We start from the raw sequence: 18,135 nt of genomic DNA on the forward strand, positions 1-18,135 counted from the left end.
GGCACGGGGCCGGGCTCGCTCAGCCCGCGAAATCCCCTCGAGGACAGCGCCATGCCAACAACAATTACCGGCCTGCAGATCGAAGACATCCGCTTCCCCACCAGCCAGGCGCTGGATGGCTCCGATGCCATGAACCCCGATCCGGACTACTCCGCCGCCTACGTCATCCTGCAGACCGACCAGCCGGGGCTGGAAGGCCACGGTCTCACCTTCACCATCGGCCGCGGCAACGAGATCTGCTGCGCCGCCCTGCGCGCCCTGGAGCCGCGGGTGCGCGGCCTGACCCTGGAGTGGATCCAGGAAGATCCGGGCCGCTTCTGGCGCCATATCACCGGCGACAGCCAGTTGCGCTGGATCGGCCCGGACAAGGGCGCCATCCACCTGGCCACCGGCGCGGTGGTCAACGCCGCCTGGGACCTCTGGGCGCGCGCCGTGGGCAAGCCGGTCTGGCGCCTGGTAGCGGAGATGAGCCCCGAGGAGCTGGTGCGCTGCATCGACTTCCGCTATCTCACCGACTGCATCACTCCCGAAGAGGCCCTGGCCCTGCTGCGCCAGCGCGCCGAGGGCAAGGCCGAGCGGCTGCAGCGCCTCGAAGCCGAGGGCTATCCCTGCTACACCACCTCGGCCGGCTGGCTCGGCTATCCCGACGACAAGCTGCGCCGCCTCTGCCAGGAGGCCATCGACGCCGGCTTCTCCCACATCAAGCTCAAGGTCGGTCGCGACCTCGCCGACGACATCCGCCGGGTGCGCATCGCCCGCGAGGTGATCGGCCCCGAGCGCCACCTGATGATCGACGCCAACCAGGTGTGGGAAGTCGGCGAGGCCATCGACTGGGTGCGCGAACTGGCGTTCGCCAAGCCCTGGTTCATCGAGGAGCCCACCAGCCCCGACGACGTGGAAGGCCATCGCGCCATCCGCGAGGCGGTGGCGCCGGTCAAGGTGGCCACCGGCGAGATGTGCCAGAACCGCATCCTCTTCAAGCAATTCATCATGCGCGGCGGTCTGGACGTGGTGCAGCTCGACGCCTGCCGCCTGGGCGGCCTCAACGAGGTGCTGGCGGTACAGCTGATGGCCGCCAAGTACGACCTGCCGGTCTGTCCCCATGCCGGCGGCGTGGGCCTCTGCGAATACGTGCAGCACCTGGCGATGATCGACTACCTCTGCGTCGCCGGCACCCATGAGGGCCGGGTGGTGGAATACGTCGACCACCTCCACGAACACTTCGAGGACCCCTGCCGGGTGCGCGGCGCCGCCTACCTGGCACCCCAGGCGCCGGGTTTCTCCATCGCCATCAAGGCCGCCTCCCGGGCGCGATATCGCCATGCCGGGGAGCAGCCGTCATGAGCCCGCGCCTGGATGCCCACCAGCATTTCTGGCGTTATCGGCCGGCCGAATTCGCCTGGATCGACGGGCGCATGGCCGGCCTGCAAAGGGACCACCTGCCCGCCGATCTGCAACCGCACCTGCAGCGCGCCGGTTTCGACGGCTGCGTCGCCGTCCAGGCGCGCACCCTGGAAGAAGAGACGGACTTTCTGCTCGAACTCGCCGCCCGGACGCCCTGGGTGCAGGCGGTGGTCGGCTGGACCGATCTGCGCGCCGCCGACCTGGTGGCGCGCCTGGAACGTCGCCAGGGCAGTCGTCACCTGCGCGGTTTTCGCCATCCGGTGCAGGACGAGGCCGATCCCGGCGCCTGGCTGGCCGATGCCGCCGCCAACCAGGGCGTCGCCACCCTGCAGCGGCATGGCTATCTCTATGAACTGCTGATCCACGCCGAGACCCTGCCCGCCGCCACCGCCTTCGCCGCGCGCCACGACCACGGCGTGCTGGTGCTGGACCACCTGGGCAAGCCGCCGGGCCGAGTGGCGCCTGCGGAATACGCCCGGTTGCTGGCGCCCCTGGCGCGGCTGCCCCATGTGCATTGCAAGCTGTCCGGGCTGGTCACCGAGGCCGACTGGCACGGCTGGCAGGCGGAGCAGTTGCTGCCCTATGCGCGCATCGCCCTGGAGGCCTTCGGGCCGGAGCGGCTGCTGTTCGGCTCCGACTGGCCGGTCTGCACCCTGGCCGCCAGTTACGCCGAGGTGGTCGACCTGGCCGAACAGGCGCTGCTGGATCTCACGCCCAGTGAGCGCGAAGCGGTCTTTGGCGGCAACGCGGCCCGCCTCTATGGCCTCGGCACCCAGCCACGGGAGAAGGTGGCATGAATCTGCAGCTGACCGACAAGGTGTTCCTGATCACCGGCGGCGGCTCCGGCATCGGCGCCGCCATCTCCCTGGCCCTGGCCGCCGAAGGCGCCATCCCGGTGATCCTCGCCCGCGAGCCGCTGGCGGCCGACTTCGCCGCGCAACTGGCCGAATGTCAGCCCAGGGCGCGGGCCGTCACCGTGGAGCTGTGCGACGAAGCCGCCTGCGAGCGGACCGTGGCCGCGGTGCAGGATGCCTATGGGCGCATCGACGGACTGGTCAACAACGCCGGGGTCAATGATGGCGTGAGTCTCAGCGCGGGTCGCGCCGCCTTCGTCGCCTCCCTGGAACGCAATCTGGTGCACTACTACCATCTGGCGCACCTCTGCCTGCCGGCGCTGCGCGCCAGCACCGGCGCCATCGTCAACATCGCCTCCAAGACCGCCCTCTCCGGCCAGGGCGACACCAGCGGCTACACCGCGGCCAAGGGCGGCGTGCTGGCCCTGACCCGGGAATGGGCCGCCTCGCTGCTGGACGACGGCATCCGCGTCAACGCGGTGATCCCCGCCGAGGTCATGACCCCGCTCTACGAACGCTGGCTGCAGGGCTTTCCCGACCCGGCCGCCAAGCTTGCCGCCATAACCGCGCGCATTCCCCTCGGCCGGCGCATGACCACCCCGGAGGAGATCGCCGACACCGTGGCCTTCCTGCTGTCGCCACGCTCCAGCCATACGACAGGCCAGTGGCTGAGCGTGGATGGCGGCTACCTGCATCTGGATCGGGCGCTGACGTGAAGACGTGGCCGTAGGTTGGCACTGAGCGCAGCGAAGCCCAACAAGGGGCAGGCGACCTCACCCCAACCCTCTCCCAGAGGGAGAGGGGCGGTTCAGCGGATCGTGTTCAGGTTCGGCGTTAGCCGAGATCATCGGCGCGTGAAAAAGCCGCGCGCTCGACGTAGGTTGGCGCTGAGCACAGCGAAGCCCAACGAAGAGGACCACGGCAAGGCACCTGTAGCGTGGACAACGGCGCAGCCTTGTCCACCCGCCGGGCACCGAAACCGCCGCTAAGGTGCAGGCCTGCCGCCGTGACCACCCTCACCCCAACCCTCTCCCGGAGGAGAGGGGGTGGCATCGGTGTCAGTGGCAGGATCATCCGTACGTGGAAAACGCTGCACGGTTTTCCACGCTACCCATCCACCGGAGGTTGGCGCTGAGCACAGCGAAGCCCAACGAAGAGGACCGCAGCGAGGCACCTGTAGCGTGGACAACGGCGCAGCCTTGTCCACCCGCCGGGCACCCAACTCGCTAACGCTTCGGACTCAAGGGACTGTCGTCCTGGTCTTCGCGCTCCTCGGTGGTGGTGGTGTTCGCCGAATCCGGCACGTCGCCGTATTCGTCGTAGTCGTGGGGGGTCTGCTGGTCGTCCGCGGGTTCGGGATTCATGAGGTACTCCAATAAAAGAAGTGCCCTCGGTGGAGTCCACCAGCCCTGGTGGCGTTCCCGCTAGACCAGCGCCACCAGACGTTCGGCCACCCGGTCGAAGGGGTCGATGCTGCGCTGGGCCCGGCACAGCGGGATCACTCCCTGCACCGCCGCCACCAGCAGCGTGGCCAGCCCCGTGGCCGCTTGCTCTGTATGGCCGTGCTCGACCAGCGCCACCTGCAAGCGCGCCTCCCAGCGGCGATAGATGCCCGCCGCCGCGTCCAGCTCGCGCTGGGCGATCTCGTCCACCGGTTCTTCCACCGCCACCGCCATCACCGGGCAGCCGACGCGAAAATCCGAGTCCAGCAGGATGTCGCGCCAGAGCCGTAAAAAGCCCTGGATCCCCGCCAACGCCCCGGCCTGCAGCTGCCGCTCCAGATCGCGACTGACCTGGGCGCCGGCCAGCTCCACCGCTTCCACCACCAGCTGGTGCTTGCCGCCGGGAAAGTGATGATAGGTGGACCCCAGCGGCGCCTCGGCGCGCTTGATGGTCTCGCGGATGCTGGTGGCATTGAGGCCGTGCTGCGCCAGCATGGCCGACGCCGCCACCACCACCCGCTCCCGTACCGTCGACTGCTCGGTCATCCATTCTCCTTGCTATGACAGTCGTCATAATCTACCGTCCAGCCATTATAACAACTGTCATAGGGACCACCCCATGCCAAGCGACGCCCTCGTCGAGGATTTGATCACCGCGGACGGTTATCGCCTCAGCACCAGTCGCTTTCCCGCCCAGGGGCCGCTGCAGGGACGGCTGATCGTCGCCGGCGCCACCGCCGTGCCCCAGGGCTTCTATCGGCGTTTCGCCCAGCACGCCGCGGCCCGCGGTTTCGAGACCCTGACCCTGGACTATCGCGGTGTCGGCCGTTCGGCGCCGGCCTCGCTCAAGGGCTTTCGCATGGACCTGCTGGACTGGGCGCGCCAGGACCTCGCCGCCGCCGTGGACGTCATGGCCCAGGGCGACGTTCCCCTCTATCTGGTCGGCCATTCCTATGGCGGCCATGCCTTCGGCCTCCTGCCCAACCACGCCAAGGTCGCCGGCTTCTATGTCTTCGGCACCAGCGCCGGCTGGTACGGCTACATGCCGCCGCTGGAAAGACTCAAGGTGCTGACCATGTGGAAACTGGTGCTGCCGGTGCTGACCTGGTGGAAGGGCTACTGCCCCTGGAGCGCCCTGGGCCTGGGCGAAGACCTGCCCCGCGACGTCTATCGCCAGTGGCGTCACTGGTGCAGCTATCCCCACTACTTCTTCGACGACCCGGCCATGCAGGGCATCGAAGCCGGCTACGCGGCGGTGCGCACCCCCATCGTCGCGGTCAATGCCCTGGACGATCTCTGGGCCACCCCGCGCTCGCGCGACGCCTTCATGCAGGCCTATCGCAACGTCGACCTGCAGCGCGAAGACCTTGACCCCCGCCAGCACGGCGGCGCCATCGGCCACATGGGTTATTTCCGCGCCAGCGCCGAGCCACTCTGGGACCGCGCCCTGGACTGGTTCGCCGCCCTGCCCCGGGCACCGGGCGTGAACTGAGCCCCGAACAGGCCGCCCCAGGGCGTGCCTGTCGCTTTTCCAAAAGCTCTCCGTCGTTTCCGGACAGTCATCCCGCTGCCCCAGGTCCCATTGTGGCGGCACGAATAACAAGGAGAAACACCCGTGCTGATCGGCATCCCGATGGAAACCGGTGCGGGGGAAACGCGCGTGGCCGCGACCCCCGAAACCCTCAAGAAACTGATCGGCCAGGGCCACCAGGTGGTGGTGCAACGGGGTGCTGGCGAGCGCGCCAGCGTACCCGACGCGGCCTATGCCGCCAGCGGTGCCCAGCTCGGCGATGCCGCCGCGGCGCTGGGCGCCGACCTGGTGCTCAAGGTGGCGGCGCCCGATGCCGCCGAGCTGGCGCTGATGAAGCCCGGCGCCGTGCTGATCGGCATGCTCAACCCCTTCGCCCAGGAGACCCTGGACCAGCTCAACGGCCGCGGCCTCACCGCCTTCGCCCTGGAAGCGGCGCCGCGCACCTCCCGCGCCCAGAGCCTGGACGTGCTCTCCTCCCAGGCCAACATCGCCGGCTACAAGGCGGTGATGCTGGCCGCCGACCACTATCCGCGCTTCATGCCCATGCTGATGACCGCCGCCGGCACGGTGAAGGCCGCGCGGGTGCTGATCCTTGGCGCCGGGGTGGCCGGCCTGCAGGCCATCGCCACCGCCAAGCGCCTCGGCGCGGTGATCGAGGCCTCGGACGTGCGTCCGGCGGTCAAGGAGCAGATCGAGTCCCTCGGCGCCAAGTTCGTCGACGTGCCCTTCGAGACCGAGGAAGAACGCCAGTGCGCCGAAGGCGTCGGCGGCTATGCGCGGCCCATGCCGGCCACCTGGATGGAGCGCCAGGCCAAGGCCGTGCACGAGCGCGCCAGGCAGGCCGACATCGTCATCACCACCGCGCTGATCCCCGGTCGCCGCGCCCCCACCCTGCTGCACGAAGCCACCGTGGCCGAGATGAAGCCTGGCTCGGTGGTCGTCGACCTGGCCGCCAGCCAGGGCGGCAACTGCCCGCTGACCGAGCTGGACCAGGTGGTGGTCAGGCACGGCGTCACCCTGGTCGGCTACGGCAACCTGGCGGCGCGCGTCCCGGCGGACGCCTCGGCGCTCTATGCCCGCAACCTGCTGGACTTTCTCAAGCTGGTGCTCAAGGACGGGGCCTTCCACCTCGACCTGGCCGACGACATCGTCGCCGCCTGCCTGATGTGCCACGGCGGCGAATTGCGCCGCAAGAACGCCTGAGCGCCCGCTCTCCGCCCTTCACAAGGACTGCCCCCATGGACCTGATTTCCGACGGCCTCTACAACCTGATCATCTTCGTGCTTGCCATCTATGTCGGCTACCACGTGGTCTGGAACGTCACCCCCGCGCTGCACACCCCGCTGATGGCGGTGACCAACGCCATATCCGCCATCGTCATCGTCGGCGCCATGCTCGCCGCGGCCCTCACCGTCACCCCGCTGGGCAAGACCATGGGCACCCTGGCCGTGGCCCTGGCGGCGGTCAACGTCTTCGGCGGCTTCCTAGTCACCCGCCGCATGCTGGAGATGTTCAAGAAGAAGGCCCCCAAGGCCCCGGCGGAGCAGCGCTGACATGAGCATGAACCTCATCACCCTGCTCTACCTCGTCGCCTCGGTGTGCTTCATCCAGGCGCTCAAGGGCCTTTCCCACCCCACCACCTCGCGCCGCGGCAACGCCTTCGGCATGGCCGGCATGACCCTCGCCGTGCTCACCACCCTGGCGCTGATCCACAAGCTCGGCAGCGAGCTGGCAGTACAGGGCATCGGCTACGTCATCGTCGGCCTGCTGGTGGGCGGCAGCGCCGGCGCCTACATGGCCAAGCGCGTGGAAATGACCAAGATGCCCGAGCTGGTCGCCTTCATGCACAGCATGATCGGCCTGGCCGCGGTGTTCATCGCCATCGCCGCGGTGGTCGAGCCGCAGTCCCTGGGCATCGTCGCCACCTTCGGCCAAGCGATCCCCAGCGGCAACCGCCTGGAGCTGTTCCTCGGCGCGGCCATCGGCGCCATCACCTTCTCCGGTTCGGTGATCGCCTTCGGCAAGCTCTCCGGCAAATACAAGTTCCGCCTGTTCCAGGGCGCCCCGGTGCGCTTCGCCGGCCAGCACCCGCTCAACCTGGTGATCGGCCTGGCCATCCTTGCCCTGGGCCTGGTCTTCACCTTCAGCGGCAACCTTGGCGCCTTCGCCGTGCTGGTGGCCCTGGCCTTCATCATCGGCGTGCTGATCATCATCCCCATCGGCGGCGCCGACATGCCGGTGGTGGTCTCCATGCTCAACAGCTACTCCGGCTGGGCCGCCGCCGGCATCGGCTTCTCGCTCAACAACTCCATGCTGATCATCGCCGGCTCGCTGGTGGGATCGAGCGGCGCCATCCTCTCCTACATCATGTGCAAGGCGATGAACCGCTCCTTCTTCAACGTCATCCTCGGCGGCTTCGGCGGCGCGACGGAAGCCGCGGCCAGCAATGGCAGCGGCGAGCAGCGCCCGGTCAAAGCCGGCTCGGCGGACGACGCCGCCTTCCTGCTCGGCAACGCCGACAGCGTCATCATCGTCCCCGGCTACGGCCTGGCCGTCGCCCGCGCCCAGCACGCGCTCAAGGAGCTGACCGAAAAGCTGGTCCATAACGGCGTGACGGTGAAATACGCCATCCACCCGGTGGCCGGCCGCATGCCCGGCCATATGAACGTGCTCTTGGCCGAGGCCGAGGTGCCCTACGACCAAGTGTTCGAGATGGACGACATCAACTCCGAATTCGGCCAGGCCGACGTGGTGCTGGTGCTCGGCGCCAACGACGTGGTCAACCCGGCCGCCAAGAACGACCCCACCTCCCCCATCGCCGGCATGCCCATCCTCGAAGCCTTCAAGGCCAAGACGATCATCGTCAACAAGAGATCCATGGCCAGCGGCTACGCGGGTCTGGACAACGAACTCTTCTACCTGGACAAGACCCTGATGGTCTTTGGCGATGCCAAGAAGGTCATCGAGGAGATGGTCAAGGCGGTGGATTAAGCCGTGGCTCCTCGCGACCGCCTGAGTGGTCGCGAGGAGCTGTTCGTTGGCACCCCATAAGACATACGTTTCTCTCTCGAAGTCTTTAGGCTTACGCACTCAACGCAAGGCTATTCAAGCAAGGATCAGCATCGCTCCTTCGACCGATTGCGCCTTCAGCCTTACTAATCAGATTATTTCTCAGCGCCTCACCTATCCCCTACCCCCCAATCGAACGCTCACGCTCCGGGCTCTCCCAGCCCTCAAGGACCGTCCCCATGCCAACCTCCCGCTCCCTCCTGGTCGCGTTGCTGCTAGCCAACACCGGTGCCGCCTGGGCCGCGTCCAATACGGCCAACGTCCAGCAGAACGGCGGCTTCAACGTGGTGAACCTGAACCAGGGCAGCGAGCTGTCGGCGCGCAACCAGGCGGATATCCAGCAGCGCGGCAGTTTTCTCAATGCCCAGGTCACCCAGCAGAACGATGCCGATGACCGCGTGCGGGTGCTGCAGACCAATGGCAAGAGCGCTGTCGAGATCAACCAGGCGTGGGGCTCGCAGCGCCTGGTTGATATCGAGCAGCGCGATGGCGGCTATGACCGGGTGCAGGTCGATCAGGGGCCGGGCAGTGGTAACGAGACGGTGGTGCGGCAGAGTGGTTTGCGGCAGGACACCTCTGTCCATCAGGACGGCGGCTATCACCGGATCGATATCGAGCAGGACAGCTACGCCGCAGGCCAGAACACCCTGACGGTGCGGCAGGATGGCCTCGACGGCAAGCTCGACCTGGCGCAGCATGGTGACCGCCAGGACCTGCAGGTGACCAGTTTCGGCCTGCGCAACGGGGTCTGGGTGAGCCAGAACGGCGAGGACTCCAAAACGCTCATCGAGCAGCGCGGCAATGACAACTATGTCGGCCTCAAGCAGGCCGGCGAGCGGGTGGATTCCAAGGTGGTGCAGGAAGGCAACGGCAACGATGCCCGGGTCCGGCACTCCAGCGGCTACTCGCGCCCCAGCAGCGTCGACATCGCCCAGCGCGGCGATCTCAACCGCGCCGATGTCAATGTCTATGGCGTGGGCAGCACCCTGACCCTGGCGCAGACCGGTAACGGCAATGGCGCCTCTGCCACCGTCTCGGGCGAGGGCAATCAGCTGGACCTCGCGTCCACTGGCGACGGCAATGGCATCAATGCCTATTACCTCGGCAACGACGGCCAACTGAAGGTGGATCAGCAGGGCAACGGCCTTGGGGTAACGGCCTACGTCACCGGCGACGCCTCCCGCATCACCGCCAGCCAGAGCGGCTTCCAGCACACCGCCGACCTGACCCAGAACACCGCCGGCAATGCCATCAACATCACCCAGAGCGGCTTTTCCAACCACGCCGTCATCAGCCAGTAGTTAGGGATCAGCGGGGCCAGCCCCCGCGCGCTCCGGCGGCGGCTGAGGTTGCTGCCGCCCCGCTCGCTCAATCTTTGCCCCAGGCGGCCGCTACCCTTGAGATGTACCTTTCAAGGAGTCCGCGATGTCCAGCACGCTGTCGGTGAATGGCATTGGCCACGGCATCTTGCGCGCGCCCACGCTCAGGCTGGGTGGCGCGACTGCCAAGCCCACCGCCGAGGACGAGGCGGCCAAGGTGGAGCAAGCCAAGAAGTCCAAGGGCATCGGCAAGCCCAATCCGCTGAACCAGATCAAGGACCAGGCCGAAGCCGACGCCGCCCCTGCCAGCGAGAAAGGCAGCACCGGCAACAAGACCCTGGATAGCCTGCAGAAAGCCATCGACATGGCCAAGCGGCAACTGGAGCTGGCGCAGAAGCAGTTGCGCGCGGTGGAGGCCCGGAGCAAGGGCGAAGGCAAGGCTGACGAGGCCAGCCAGGCCGCGCGCGAGGCCGCCCAGGCCAATGTCGCTGCCGCCAGCGAGGCCCTGACGACCGCCTATGCTGCCTACACCGAAGCCCTGAAGAAGGCCGGCGAAACCACCAGCGGGGTCAGCGCCCGGGCGTGATGCTGGCCCCCTGACCGAACCGCCTGGGCTACCCTCGGAGGCTAGTCACGATCTGGAGGGCGCACTCGCATGGCAGCCAAACTCAAGGACAAGACCGCGCTGGTCACTGGCGCGGCCCAGGGCATAGGCGCCGCCATCGCCCGGGCCTTCGCGGCGGAAGGCGCCTTCGTCTATATCACCGACCTCAACGCTGACCTTGGCCGCGCCGTCGCCGCCGAGCTGGGGGACGGTGCCTGCTACTTGCCCCTGGACGTGCGCCTGGAAGCCGACTGGCAGCAGATCACGCGGCAGATCCTCGATGAGCGCGGCCGGCTGGATGTGCTGGTGAACAACGCGGGGATCACCGGCTTCGAACAGGGCATGGTGGCCCACGACCCGGAACACGCCAGTCTCGAAGACTGGCATGCGGTGCATCGCACCAATCTCGATGGCGTCTTTCTCGGCTGCAAATACGGCATCCGTGCCATGCGGCAGGCAGGCGCCGGGTCCATCATCAATATTTCGTCGCGCTCCGGGCTGGTAGGCATCCCCGGCGCGGCGGCCTATGCCTCGTCCAAGGCGGCCGTGCGCAATCACAGCAAGACGGTAGCGCTCTATTGCGCGGAGCAGGGCCTGGCTATCCGCTGCAATTCCATCCATCCCGCCGCCATCCTCACGCCCATGTGGGAGCCCATGCTGGGCGATGGCCCGGACCGCGCGGCGCGCATGGCGGCGCTGGTGCGAGACACGCCGCTGCGGCGCTTTGGCCGCCCCGAGGAGGTGGCGGCCGTCGCGCTGCTGCTGGCGTCGGACGAAGCCGCCTACATGACCGGCAGCGAGCTGAATCTGGACGGCGGCCTGCTGGCCGGTTCGGCGGTGACGCCCGCGACGGCGGAAGCGCCCTCGCCCACTATTCCCTGACCTTGACGCTCAGCCGCCACTGGGCGCCAGGCTGTCCGGCCAGGTCCTCGCGGCGGCGGCCAGAGGTCCGTACTGGCGATGTCGATATCCATCGCCAGCAGTCCGCCGTGGCCATCCGTGAGCAGCCACCTGCGGCAGGCCCTAGGCGGCTGCCAGGTAGAAGGATCGCGCAGGTCGCTAGCTATCCGGATAGATGTCTGCCGCGGTGATGTCCGGGAGGCTGCCGCCGGCGCGCAATTCGTTGATGGCGTCGCGGATCACCTCGTAGAGCAGCGCCGTGTTGCGCACCAGGGCTTGGTTGAGGGTACGCGACACCCGCGCCGGCCGGGCGGGGTCGATGAGGGTGATCAGCAGGTTGTCACCCTGGGATTGGATTTCGTGCTTGATGGGAGGGTCCAGCGCCGCCAGTTGACTACGAAGAGCTTGCATAGAGCCAAGGGTTCTCCAGGTGGTATTGCTCTTTACGACTCGACCGCTGGCGCCCGTGTTCCAGCGCTTCGCTCGCCAACGTCGGTCAGGGCTGACGGGAGCCCTTACCCGCCCCGCCCTGCACAGCGCCGTTTCACAACGGGCGCGCACCTGACCCTCAGCGCACCGACTCAGCGGCGGAGACGAGAGAGTGCCTGGCTGCGGCGGGACGACTGCCGCGGTGGCCGAGCGACTGAGTTGTCAGCGGCGCCGTTAGGACTTATACCTTTCGATTCATCATTATTTTAATAAGAAACGGAAAGGCCTCAATGAACAGCATTCGCACCGTGCGACGCGCCACGGCCACCCTGTACTCGGCCATGACCTTCCTGCTGCTGCTGACCACCCTGGGCGTCAAGGCGGACGAGCCACCCAAGCCGGTCGAAGGCGACTTCGTGGTGCCGCGCTTCACCTTCCATACCGGTCAAACCCTCGACGACTTCCGCCTGCACTACCTGACGCTGGGCAAGCGCGGCAATCCCGTGGTCCTGGTGCTGCACGGCACCGGCCAGCAGGCGGCGGCGATGCTGAGCAAGGATGTCGGCGGTCAGTTGTTCGGTCCGGGCCAGCCGCTGGATGCGAGCAAGTTCTTTATCGTGATTCCGGATGCGATCGGCACCGGTAGCTCGACCAAGCCGTCGGATGGCCTGCGCGCCGCCTTTCCCCATTACAACTATGCCGACATGGTGCAGGCGCACTACCTGCTGCTGACCCAGGGGCTGGGGATAGAGCACCTGCGGCTGATCATCGGCAATTCGATGGGGGGCATGCAGACCTGGCTGTGGGGCGGCCTGCACCCCGGCTTCGCCGATGGCCTGGTGCCCATGGCGGCGCAGCCGACGGAGATGGCCGGCCGCAACTGGATCATGAGGCGCATGCTGGTGGAGTCCATCAGGCAGGACCCGGCCTGGAACCAGGGCAATTACCAGTCCCAGCCGCCGTCCCTGCGCCTGGCCAAGACGATGTTCGAATTCGCCACCAGTGGCGGCACCCTGAACTACCAGGAGATCGCCGGCACCCATGCCCAGGCGGATGCGCTGGTCGACAAGCGCCTGGCGGCCTCGGTGGCCGTCGACGCCAATGACTTCATCTACCAGTGGGAGTCCTCGGCCGACTACAACGCCGAGCCGGGGCTGGCTAAGATCAAGGTGCCGGTGCTGGCCATCAACGCCGCGGATGACGAGCGCAATCCACCGGAAACCGGCCTCATGCAGGCAGCGCTCAAGCAGGTGCCGAGTGCCCGCTATCTGCTGATTCCGGGCAGCGCCGACACGCGCGGGCACGGTACCACCGGGCTGGCCAGGCTCTATGCGGCGGAGCTGGCGCAATTCGTCGCTAAGCTGCCCAGCGTCCCTGCCGGGCGCTAGGGCCCTGGCCTAGAGCGGAGTCGTTTCTTCCTGGTAGATCCGCAATCCACGCGCCTGGTAGTTGGCCAGGGCCGCCGGGTGATCCAGGGTGCAGGTATGCACCCAGACGCGCTCGGTGCCCGCCCAGTCCCAGGCGCAGCGGAGGGCGTGGCTGAGCAGCGGACCGCCGAAGCCGAGCCCCATGAAGGCGCCGGCCAGGCCGAAGTAGCGGATCTCCACGTTGCGGCCATCCGGGCGGTACAGCTCGTAGTAACCGGCGATGGCACCGCGGTGATAGGCGACCCAGGTGCGATGCCCCTCCTGCTCCACCAGTTCGCGCCACTGCGCCTCGCTCCAGCTGTCGAGATCGCTCCAGTCCCATGCCTGGCCGACCAGGGCATAGAGAAAGCGGTTGAGTTCGGGTTGCGGCACCTCGCACTCGACGATCTGCAGGTCGGGCCTTGGCGGCTTCTCGCGCAACTCGGCCGAGGACGTCATTTCAAGGTAGAAGGTGGTGCAGGTCCGGTCCATCGCCAAGACTCCCTGGAAAAGGTCAGCGCCGATTGTGACCAGACCCGGGGGTGCGCTGCCAGTCTGATTGCGACCCTTGGCAAGACTGTTCGAGCGCGGCAGCGCGACCTTGCCCTGGGGGTCCGAGGTGGTATTGGATGAGCCAACCGAGCCGCCCGCTCCCTTTCGAGGATCACTGCCATGCCCCTCTCGTCGCGCCTGACGCCCCTGTCCGAACAGAACACCACGCCAGAACAGCAGCGGGTGCTGGACGCCATCCAGAGCGGTCCAAGGGGCAATCTCGACGGTCCCTTCCTGGCCTGGGTGCACAGCCCGGCGCTGGCCGATCACGCCCAGCGGCTGGGCGCCTTCTGCCGCTATGGCACCCGCCTGGACCTGCGCCTCACGGAGCTGGCGATCCTCACCACCGCGGCCTGGTGGCGCTCCCAGGCGGAATGGCAGATCCATGAACCCATCGCCCGCCAGGCGGGCCTGGCGGAGGCCGTGATCGAGGCGCTCAGGCTAGGCGCCGTGCCGGCCTTCGAAACGCCCGCGGAGACCTGTGTCCATGCCATAGGCGTCGCGCTCTACGATACTCGGCGGATTCCCGAGGATCTCTATCAGCAGGGAGTGGCGCTGTTTGGTGAAGCGGGAATGGTCGAACTGGTGGGCGTCTATGGCTACTACAGCCTGGTGGCCATGACCCTCAATGCCTTCGCGGTGGATCGGGGCGGCGATACGCCCCGCCCCTTCGCCGAATGACGCCGACGCGGCCCTAGGCGGCCACCGCCGCAGCGCCGGCCCGACCGCGCCAGGCCAGGACCAGGGCCATCGCCAGGCCCAGGGCGGCCATGCCGGCGCCGGCCAGGGAGATCGCCGGATAGCCGAGACCGGCATCGATCACCGCGCCGCCCAGGGCCGCGCCGAGGGCATTGCCCAGGTTGAAGGCGCCGATATTGACCGCCGAGGCCAGGTTGGGAGCGTCCTTGGCGGCTTCCATCACGCGCATCTGCAGCGGCGGCACCAGGGCGAAGCTGGCGATACCCCAGACGAGGATGGCCACGGCGGCCGCCAGCGGCCAGCGCATCAGCACGCTGAAGGCCAGCAGCACCACGATGAGCACGCCCAGGGAGGCGATCAGGGTGCGGTCGATGGATTTGTCCGCCGCCTTGCCACCCCAGAGATTGCCCAGGGTCAGGCCGACGCCGAACAGCACCAGCATGGCGGTGATGAAGGCGGTGGAGCCATGGGTCTCGCGGGCGAGGATGGGCGCGATATAGGTGAAGACGGTGAACATGGCGCCCGAGCCGACCACGGTCAGCCCCAGGGCGGCCAGCACCGGCGGGCGACCCAGCACGCGGATCTCGGCCAGCACCCCGTCGCTGGGTGGCAGGGCCACGTTGGGCAGGGCGAACCAGAGCGCGGCCATGGTCAGCAGGCCGAGACCGGCGATGCCCCAGAAGGCCTGGCGCCAGCCGAGCAATTCGCCGAACCAGGTGGCCAGGGGCACGCCGCCGATGGTGGCCAGGGTCAGCCCCAGGAACATGGCGGCGACCGCCCCGGCGCGCTTGTCCGGGGCGACCACGCTGGCTGCCACCAGGGCGCCGACGCCAAAGAAGGCGCCATGGTTGAGCGAGGTCACCACCCGGGCGATCAGCAGGCTGGTGTAGTCGGTGGCCAGCGCCGACATCAGGTTGCCCAGGGTGAAGATGGCCATCAGGCCGATCAGCAGATGACGGCGCGGAATGCGGCCGGTGGTCAGGGTCATCAGCGGCGCACCGATCAGCACGCCCAGGGCATAGGCGCTGATCAGGAGGCCCGCCGCCGGGATGGAGACGCCAAGATCGGCGGCGATGCCGGGCAACATGCCCATGGGCGCGAATTCGGTGACGCCGATGCCGAAGGCACCGGTGGCCAGGGCCAGCAGGGGTGGATTGATACGCATGGGAAGGACTCCTTATCTATGCCGTGAATGCTAAGCTCCTCGCTCAAACGCCGGTAGACGGCGGTTTTGGCATGCACCTTTGCCCTGGAGTCACAAGTGGATCTCAATGGTCGCTCGGGAGAGATGGCGGTGTTCGCCCAGGTGGTGGCGGCCGGCAGCCTGTCCGCCGCCGCCAGGGCCCTGCGCCTGACGCCTTCGGCGGTGAGTCGCTCCATCGCCCGCACCGAGCAGCGCCTCGGCACGCGGCTGCTGTTGCGCACCACCCGGGCCATCACCCTCACGGTGGAGGGGGCGGCCTATCTGCGCGCGGCGCGGCGCATCCTGGCGGACCTGGCCGAGGTGGAAGACGCCATCGCCGACCAGGGCGTGCCCAGAGGGCGACTGCGGGTCAGCGCCGCCCTCGGTCATGGCCGCATGACCCTGGTGCCGCTGGTGGCGGCCTTCAGCGCCCGCTATCCGGATATCGTCGTGGACCTGGCGCTGGGCGACGAGGTGGTGGATATCCTCGCCGGCCAGGCCGACGTGGCGATCCGCTTCGGCCAGTTGGCCGACAGCCCCCTCAGCGCCCGTCCCATCGGCGTCACCGGGCAGGTGGTGGTGGCCTCGCCCGCCTATCTCGCCCGCCACGGCACGCCCCAGGTGCCGGAAGACCTGCTCGACCACAATTGCCTGAGATTCAACTTCCGCCGCGCCCTGCCCGACTGGCCCTTCGTCCGTGACGGCCAGGCCTTCGCCCTGAAGATCAGCGGCAACATCGAATGCAACAGTGGCGAGGCCCTGGCCCTGCTCGCCCGCGAAGGTGCCGGCATCGCCCGCATCGGGGAATTCAGCGTGGTCGAGGACCTGCGCAGCGGCGCCCTGGTGCCGCTGCTGGAGGCCTGGAACCCGGGCGATCTGGAGCCCATCCACGCGGTCTTCGTCGGCGGCTCGACCATGCCGGCGCGGGTCCGGGTGTTCGTGGATTTCCTGATGGAGCGGCTGGGCAGCTGAAGGTGCGCGGCGCGCCCGGCCGGCCCACCTCGGGAACTCCAGCCGGCATCCCTGCCCTAACCCCCCACGCCCGCATCCATGGCGCCCCTTCGCTGACTCGCAACGCTCCAATCGTTCGCTTCGCTGGCCTGAGGGCGCCCCGTTCGCCGGTCCCTCTCGTGTCTTGCCAGGATCCCGCTCTGCCATGTCCGCTTCCGCTTCCCCCGCCGTCGACCCCGACCAGAAGGCCTCGGCCCGTCGGCTGATCTTCATTACCGTGCTGGTCGCCACCATGGGCGCCCTGGCCTTCGGCTACGACACCGGCATCATCGCCGGCGCCCTACCCTTCATGACCCTGCCACCCGACCAGGGTGGCCTGGGCCTCAACGCCTACACCGAGGGGCTGGTGACCGCCGCCCTGATCGTCGGCGCGGCCTTCGGCTCGCTGGCGGCGGGTTATCTCGCCGATCGCTACGGCCGCCGCACCACCCTGCGCCTGCTGTCGATCCTCTTCGTCGTCGGCGCCCTGGGTACCGCGGTGGCGCCCTCGGTGGAGCTGATGGTGGTCGCGCGCTTCGTGCTCGGCCTGGCGGTGGGCGGCGGATCGGCCACGGTGCCGGTGTTCATCGCCGAGATCGCCGGGCCCAAGCGCCGCGGTCGCCTGGTGAGTCGCAACGAGCTGATGATCGTCAGCGGCCAGCTGCTGGCCTATGTGCTCAGCGCCCTGCTCGCCTGGCTGGTGCACGACAACGGCATCTGGCGCTACATGCTGGCCATCGCCATGGTGCCGGGCATCCTGCTGTTCGCCGGTACCTTCCTGCTGCCCACCTCGCCGCGCTGGCTGGCGGCCAAGGGCCGCATCGAAGAAGCCGAAGCCGTGCTGGAGCGCCTGCGCGACACCCCCGAGGAGGTCGAGCGCGAGGTCCAGGAGATGCGCGAGAGCGAGGAGCAGGCCAGGCATCGCCCACCCCTGCGCGAACTGCTCGGCCAGGACTGGGTGGTCAAGTTGCTGCTGCTGGGCATCGGCCTGGGCTTCGTCGCCCAGTTCACCGGGGTCAACGCCTTCATGTACTACACCCCGATCATCCTCAAGAGCACCGGCATGGGCACCAGCGCGGCCCTCACCGCCACCATCGGCAATGGCGTGGTCTCGGTGATCGCCACCCTGCTCGGCATCTGGGCCATCGGCCGCGCCGGACGGCGCACCCTGCTGCTGATCGGCCTGGTGATCGTGGTCGTGGCGCAACTGGCGCTGGGCAGCGTGCTGCTGTGGCTGCCGCAGAACCTCACCCAGAGTTACCTGGCGCTGGCCTGCATCCTGGTGTTCCTGCTGTTCATGCAGATGTGCATCGCCCCGGTCTACTGGCTGCTGATGTCCGAGCTGTTTCCCAACCAGGTCCGTGGCCTGCTGACCGGGGTGGCGGTGGCCGTGCAATGGCTGTGCAACGCCACCGTGGCCTTCAGCTTTCCGGTGGCCCTGGAAGCCATCGGCAACTACACCTTCTATGTATTCGCCGCCATCAACCTGGGCTCGCTGGTATTCGTCTATTTCTGCCTGCCGGAGACCCGCGGCAAGTCTCTGGAAGAAATCGAACGCCATCTGAAGAAAGAGCTATAGCGGGTCGTTAGCCGACCGATCGGCGATTTTCCGGCTTGCTGCGGACCAAATGGAATAATTTTTCATTCCGTATCAAGCCGGACTTATCCAAGCCGATGCAGAGTGAAGGCATGTTGCCGTCACTCTTCGCGCAGCGCGCGACCGGGGCTTTCGATGAACATCAAACAAAAACTC

Annotated in this window: 19 protein-coding genes; 14 read left to right on the forward strand and 5 right to left on the reverse strand. The window is 67.8% G+C overall.

Translation table 11 applies throughout. The features are described 5' to 3' along the window. The first annotated feature begins 51 nt into the window (after nucleotides 1–51). From BGI51_RS03350 to BGI51_RS03360, 3 genes are read left to right on the forward strand one after another with little or no spacing between them, the layout of a single operon-like run. Entirely contained in the window at nucleotides 52–1,344 is a 1,293-nt protein-coding gene (locus BGI51_RS03350; protein ID WP_187980304.1) for an L-fuconate dehydratase, read from the forward strand. After that, complete coding sequence (locus BGI51_RS03355) at nucleotides 1,341–2,201, forward strand: amidohydrolase family protein (protein ID WP_187980305.1); 861 nt, start codon at nucleotides 1,341–1,343, stop codon at nucleotides 2,199–2,201. Before BGI51_RS03350 ends, BGI51_RS03355 begins: the two co-directional genes overlap by 4 nt. Beyond that, entirely contained in the window at nucleotides 2,198–2,974 is a 777-nt protein-coding gene (locus BGI51_RS03360; RefSeq protein WP_187980306.1) for an SDR family oxidoreductase, read from the forward strand. The genes BGI51_RS03355 and BGI51_RS03360 overlap by 4 nt, the downstream gene beginning before the upstream one ends. A gap of 510 nt (nucleotides 2,975–3,484) precedes the next feature. Here BGI51_RS03360 and BGI51_RS03365 read toward each other — a convergent pair. Beyond that, entirely contained in the window at nucleotides 3,485–3,622 is a 138-nt protein-coding gene (locus tag BGI51_RS03365; RefSeq protein WP_166655913.1) for a hypothetical protein, read from the reverse strand. Nucleotides 3,623–3,682: 60 nt separating this feature from the next. Beyond that, nucleotides 3,683–4,246, reverse strand: a complete 564-nt coding sequence (locus BGI51_RS03370; protein WP_187980307.1) for a TetR/AcrR family transcriptional regulator — start codon at nucleotides 4,244–4,246, stop codon at nucleotides 3,683–3,685. 73 nt (nucleotides 4,247–4,319) lie between these two features. Here BGI51_RS03370 and BGI51_RS03375 point away from each other — a divergent pair, with 73 nt between their 5' ends. The 7 genes from BGI51_RS03375 (at nucleotide 4,320) to BGI51_RS03405 (ending at nucleotide 11,105) form a co-directional block, all read left to right on the forward strand. Then, nucleotides 4,320–5,192 carry an alpha/beta hydrolase family protein gene (locus BGI51_RS03375; RefSeq protein ID WP_187980308.1) on the forward strand — a complete coding sequence of 291 codons (873 nt, stop codon included), beginning with the start codon at nucleotides 4,320–4,322 and terminating at the stop codon, nucleotides 5,190–5,192. A 123-nt stretch (nucleotides 5,193–5,315) separates the two neighbouring features. Further along, nucleotides 5,316–6,434, forward strand: a complete 1,119-nt coding sequence (locus BGI51_RS03380) for a Re/Si-specific NAD(P)(+) transhydrogenase subunit alpha (RefSeq protein WP_133861385.1) — start codon at nucleotides 5,316–5,318, stop codon at nucleotides 6,432–6,434. 35 nt (nucleotides 6,435–6,469) lie between these two features. Next, on the forward strand, nucleotides 6,470–6,784 hold the full coding sequence (locus tag BGI51_RS03385) for an NAD(P) transhydrogenase subunit alpha (RefSeq protein ID WP_133861386.1): 315 nt from the start codon (nucleotides 6,470–6,472) through the stop codon (nucleotides 6,782–6,784). A gap of 1 nt (nucleotide 6,785) precedes the next feature. Next, nucleotides 6,786–8,222: an NAD(P)(+) transhydrogenase (Re/Si-specific) subunit beta gene (locus BGI51_RS03390; RefSeq protein ID WP_187980309.1), complete on the forward strand. Its 1,437-nt coding sequence runs from the start codon at nucleotides 6,786–6,788 to the stop codon at nucleotides 8,220–8,222. Nucleotides 8,223–8,479: 257 nt separating this feature from the next. Next, nucleotides 8,480–9,601, forward strand: coding sequence for a hypothetical protein (locus BGI51_RS03395; protein ID WP_187980310.1), 1,122 nt, complete (start codon nucleotides 8,480–8,482; stop codon nucleotides 9,599–9,601). A 124-nt stretch (nucleotides 9,602–9,725) separates the two neighbouring features. Continuing rightward, complete coding sequence (locus tag BGI51_RS03400; protein WP_187980311.1) at nucleotides 9,726–10,205, forward strand: hypothetical protein; 480 nt, start codon at nucleotides 9,726–9,728, stop codon at nucleotides 10,203–10,205. Between the two features lie 69 nt (nucleotides 10,206–10,274). Beyond that, nucleotides 10,275–11,105 (forward strand): glucose 1-dehydrogenase, encoded by an 831-nt coding sequence (locus BGI51_RS03405; protein ID WP_133861390.1) that lies wholly within the window; start codon nucleotides 10,275–10,277, stop codon nucleotides 11,103–11,105. 177 nt (nucleotides 11,106–11,282) lie between these two features. Here the strand turns inward: BGI51_RS03405 and BGI51_RS03410 are convergent, their stop codons facing one another. Next, on the reverse strand, nucleotides 11,283–11,534 hold the full coding sequence (locus BGI51_RS03410; RefSeq protein ID WP_133861391.1) for a hypothetical protein: 252 nt from the start codon (nucleotides 11,532–11,534) through the stop codon (nucleotides 11,283–11,285). Nucleotides 11,535–11,893: 359 nt separating this feature from the next. Between BGI51_RS03410 and BGI51_RS03415 the strand changes: the two genes are divergently transcribed. After that, nucleotides 11,894–12,940, forward strand: coding sequence for an alpha/beta fold hydrolase (locus BGI51_RS03415; protein ID WP_187981258.1), 1,047 nt, complete (start codon nucleotides 11,894–11,896; stop codon nucleotides 12,938–12,940). A gap of 9 nt (nucleotides 12,941–12,949) precedes the next feature. Here BGI51_RS03415 and BGI51_RS03420 read toward each other — a convergent pair whose 3' ends face one another. Next, on the reverse strand, nucleotides 12,950–13,450 hold the full coding sequence (locus BGI51_RS03420) for a GNAT family N-acetyltransferase (protein WP_187980312.1): 501 nt from the start codon (nucleotides 13,448–13,450) through the stop codon (nucleotides 12,950–12,952). Between the two features lie 180 nt (nucleotides 13,451–13,630). Here BGI51_RS03420 and BGI51_RS03425 point away from each other — a divergent pair, with 180 nt between their 5' ends. After that, nucleotides 13,631–14,191 (forward strand): carboxymuconolactone decarboxylase family protein, encoded by a 561-nt coding sequence (locus BGI51_RS03425; protein WP_187980313.1) that lies wholly within the window; start codon nucleotides 13,631–13,633, stop codon nucleotides 14,189–14,191. A gap of 13 nt (nucleotides 14,192–14,204) precedes the next feature. Here BGI51_RS03425 and BGI51_RS03430 read toward each other — a convergent pair whose 3' ends face one another. Beyond that, on the reverse strand, nucleotides 14,205–15,374 hold the full coding sequence (locus BGI51_RS03430) for an MFS transporter (RefSeq protein ID WP_187980314.1): 1,170 nt from the start codon (nucleotides 15,372–15,374) through the stop codon (nucleotides 14,205–14,207). Between the two features lie 96 nt (nucleotides 15,375–15,470). On the opposite strand from BGI51_RS03430, the gene BGI51_RS03435 reads away from it, so the two are divergent. Both BGI51_RS03435 and BGI51_RS03440 read left to right on the forward strand, forming a co-directional pair. Continuing rightward, nucleotides 15,471–16,364 (forward strand): LysR family transcriptional regulator, encoded by an 894-nt coding sequence (locus tag BGI51_RS03435; protein ID WP_187980315.1) that lies wholly within the window; start codon nucleotides 15,471–15,473, stop codon nucleotides 16,362–16,364. A 184-nt stretch (nucleotides 16,365–16,548) separates the two neighbouring features. Continuing rightward, nucleotides 16,549–17,961, forward strand: coding sequence for a sugar porter family MFS transporter (locus tag BGI51_RS03440; protein ID WP_187980316.1), 1,413 nt, complete (start codon nucleotides 16,549–16,551; stop codon nucleotides 17,959–17,961). Nucleotides 17,962–18,135 lie beyond the last annotated feature (174 nt).

The sequence above is a fragment of the Pseudomonas oryzihabitans genome (genome assembly GCF_014522265.1).
Taxonomy (GTDB): Bacteria; Pseudomonadota; Gammaproteobacteria; order Pseudomonadales; family Pseudomonadaceae; genus Chryseomonas; species Chryseomonas aestiva.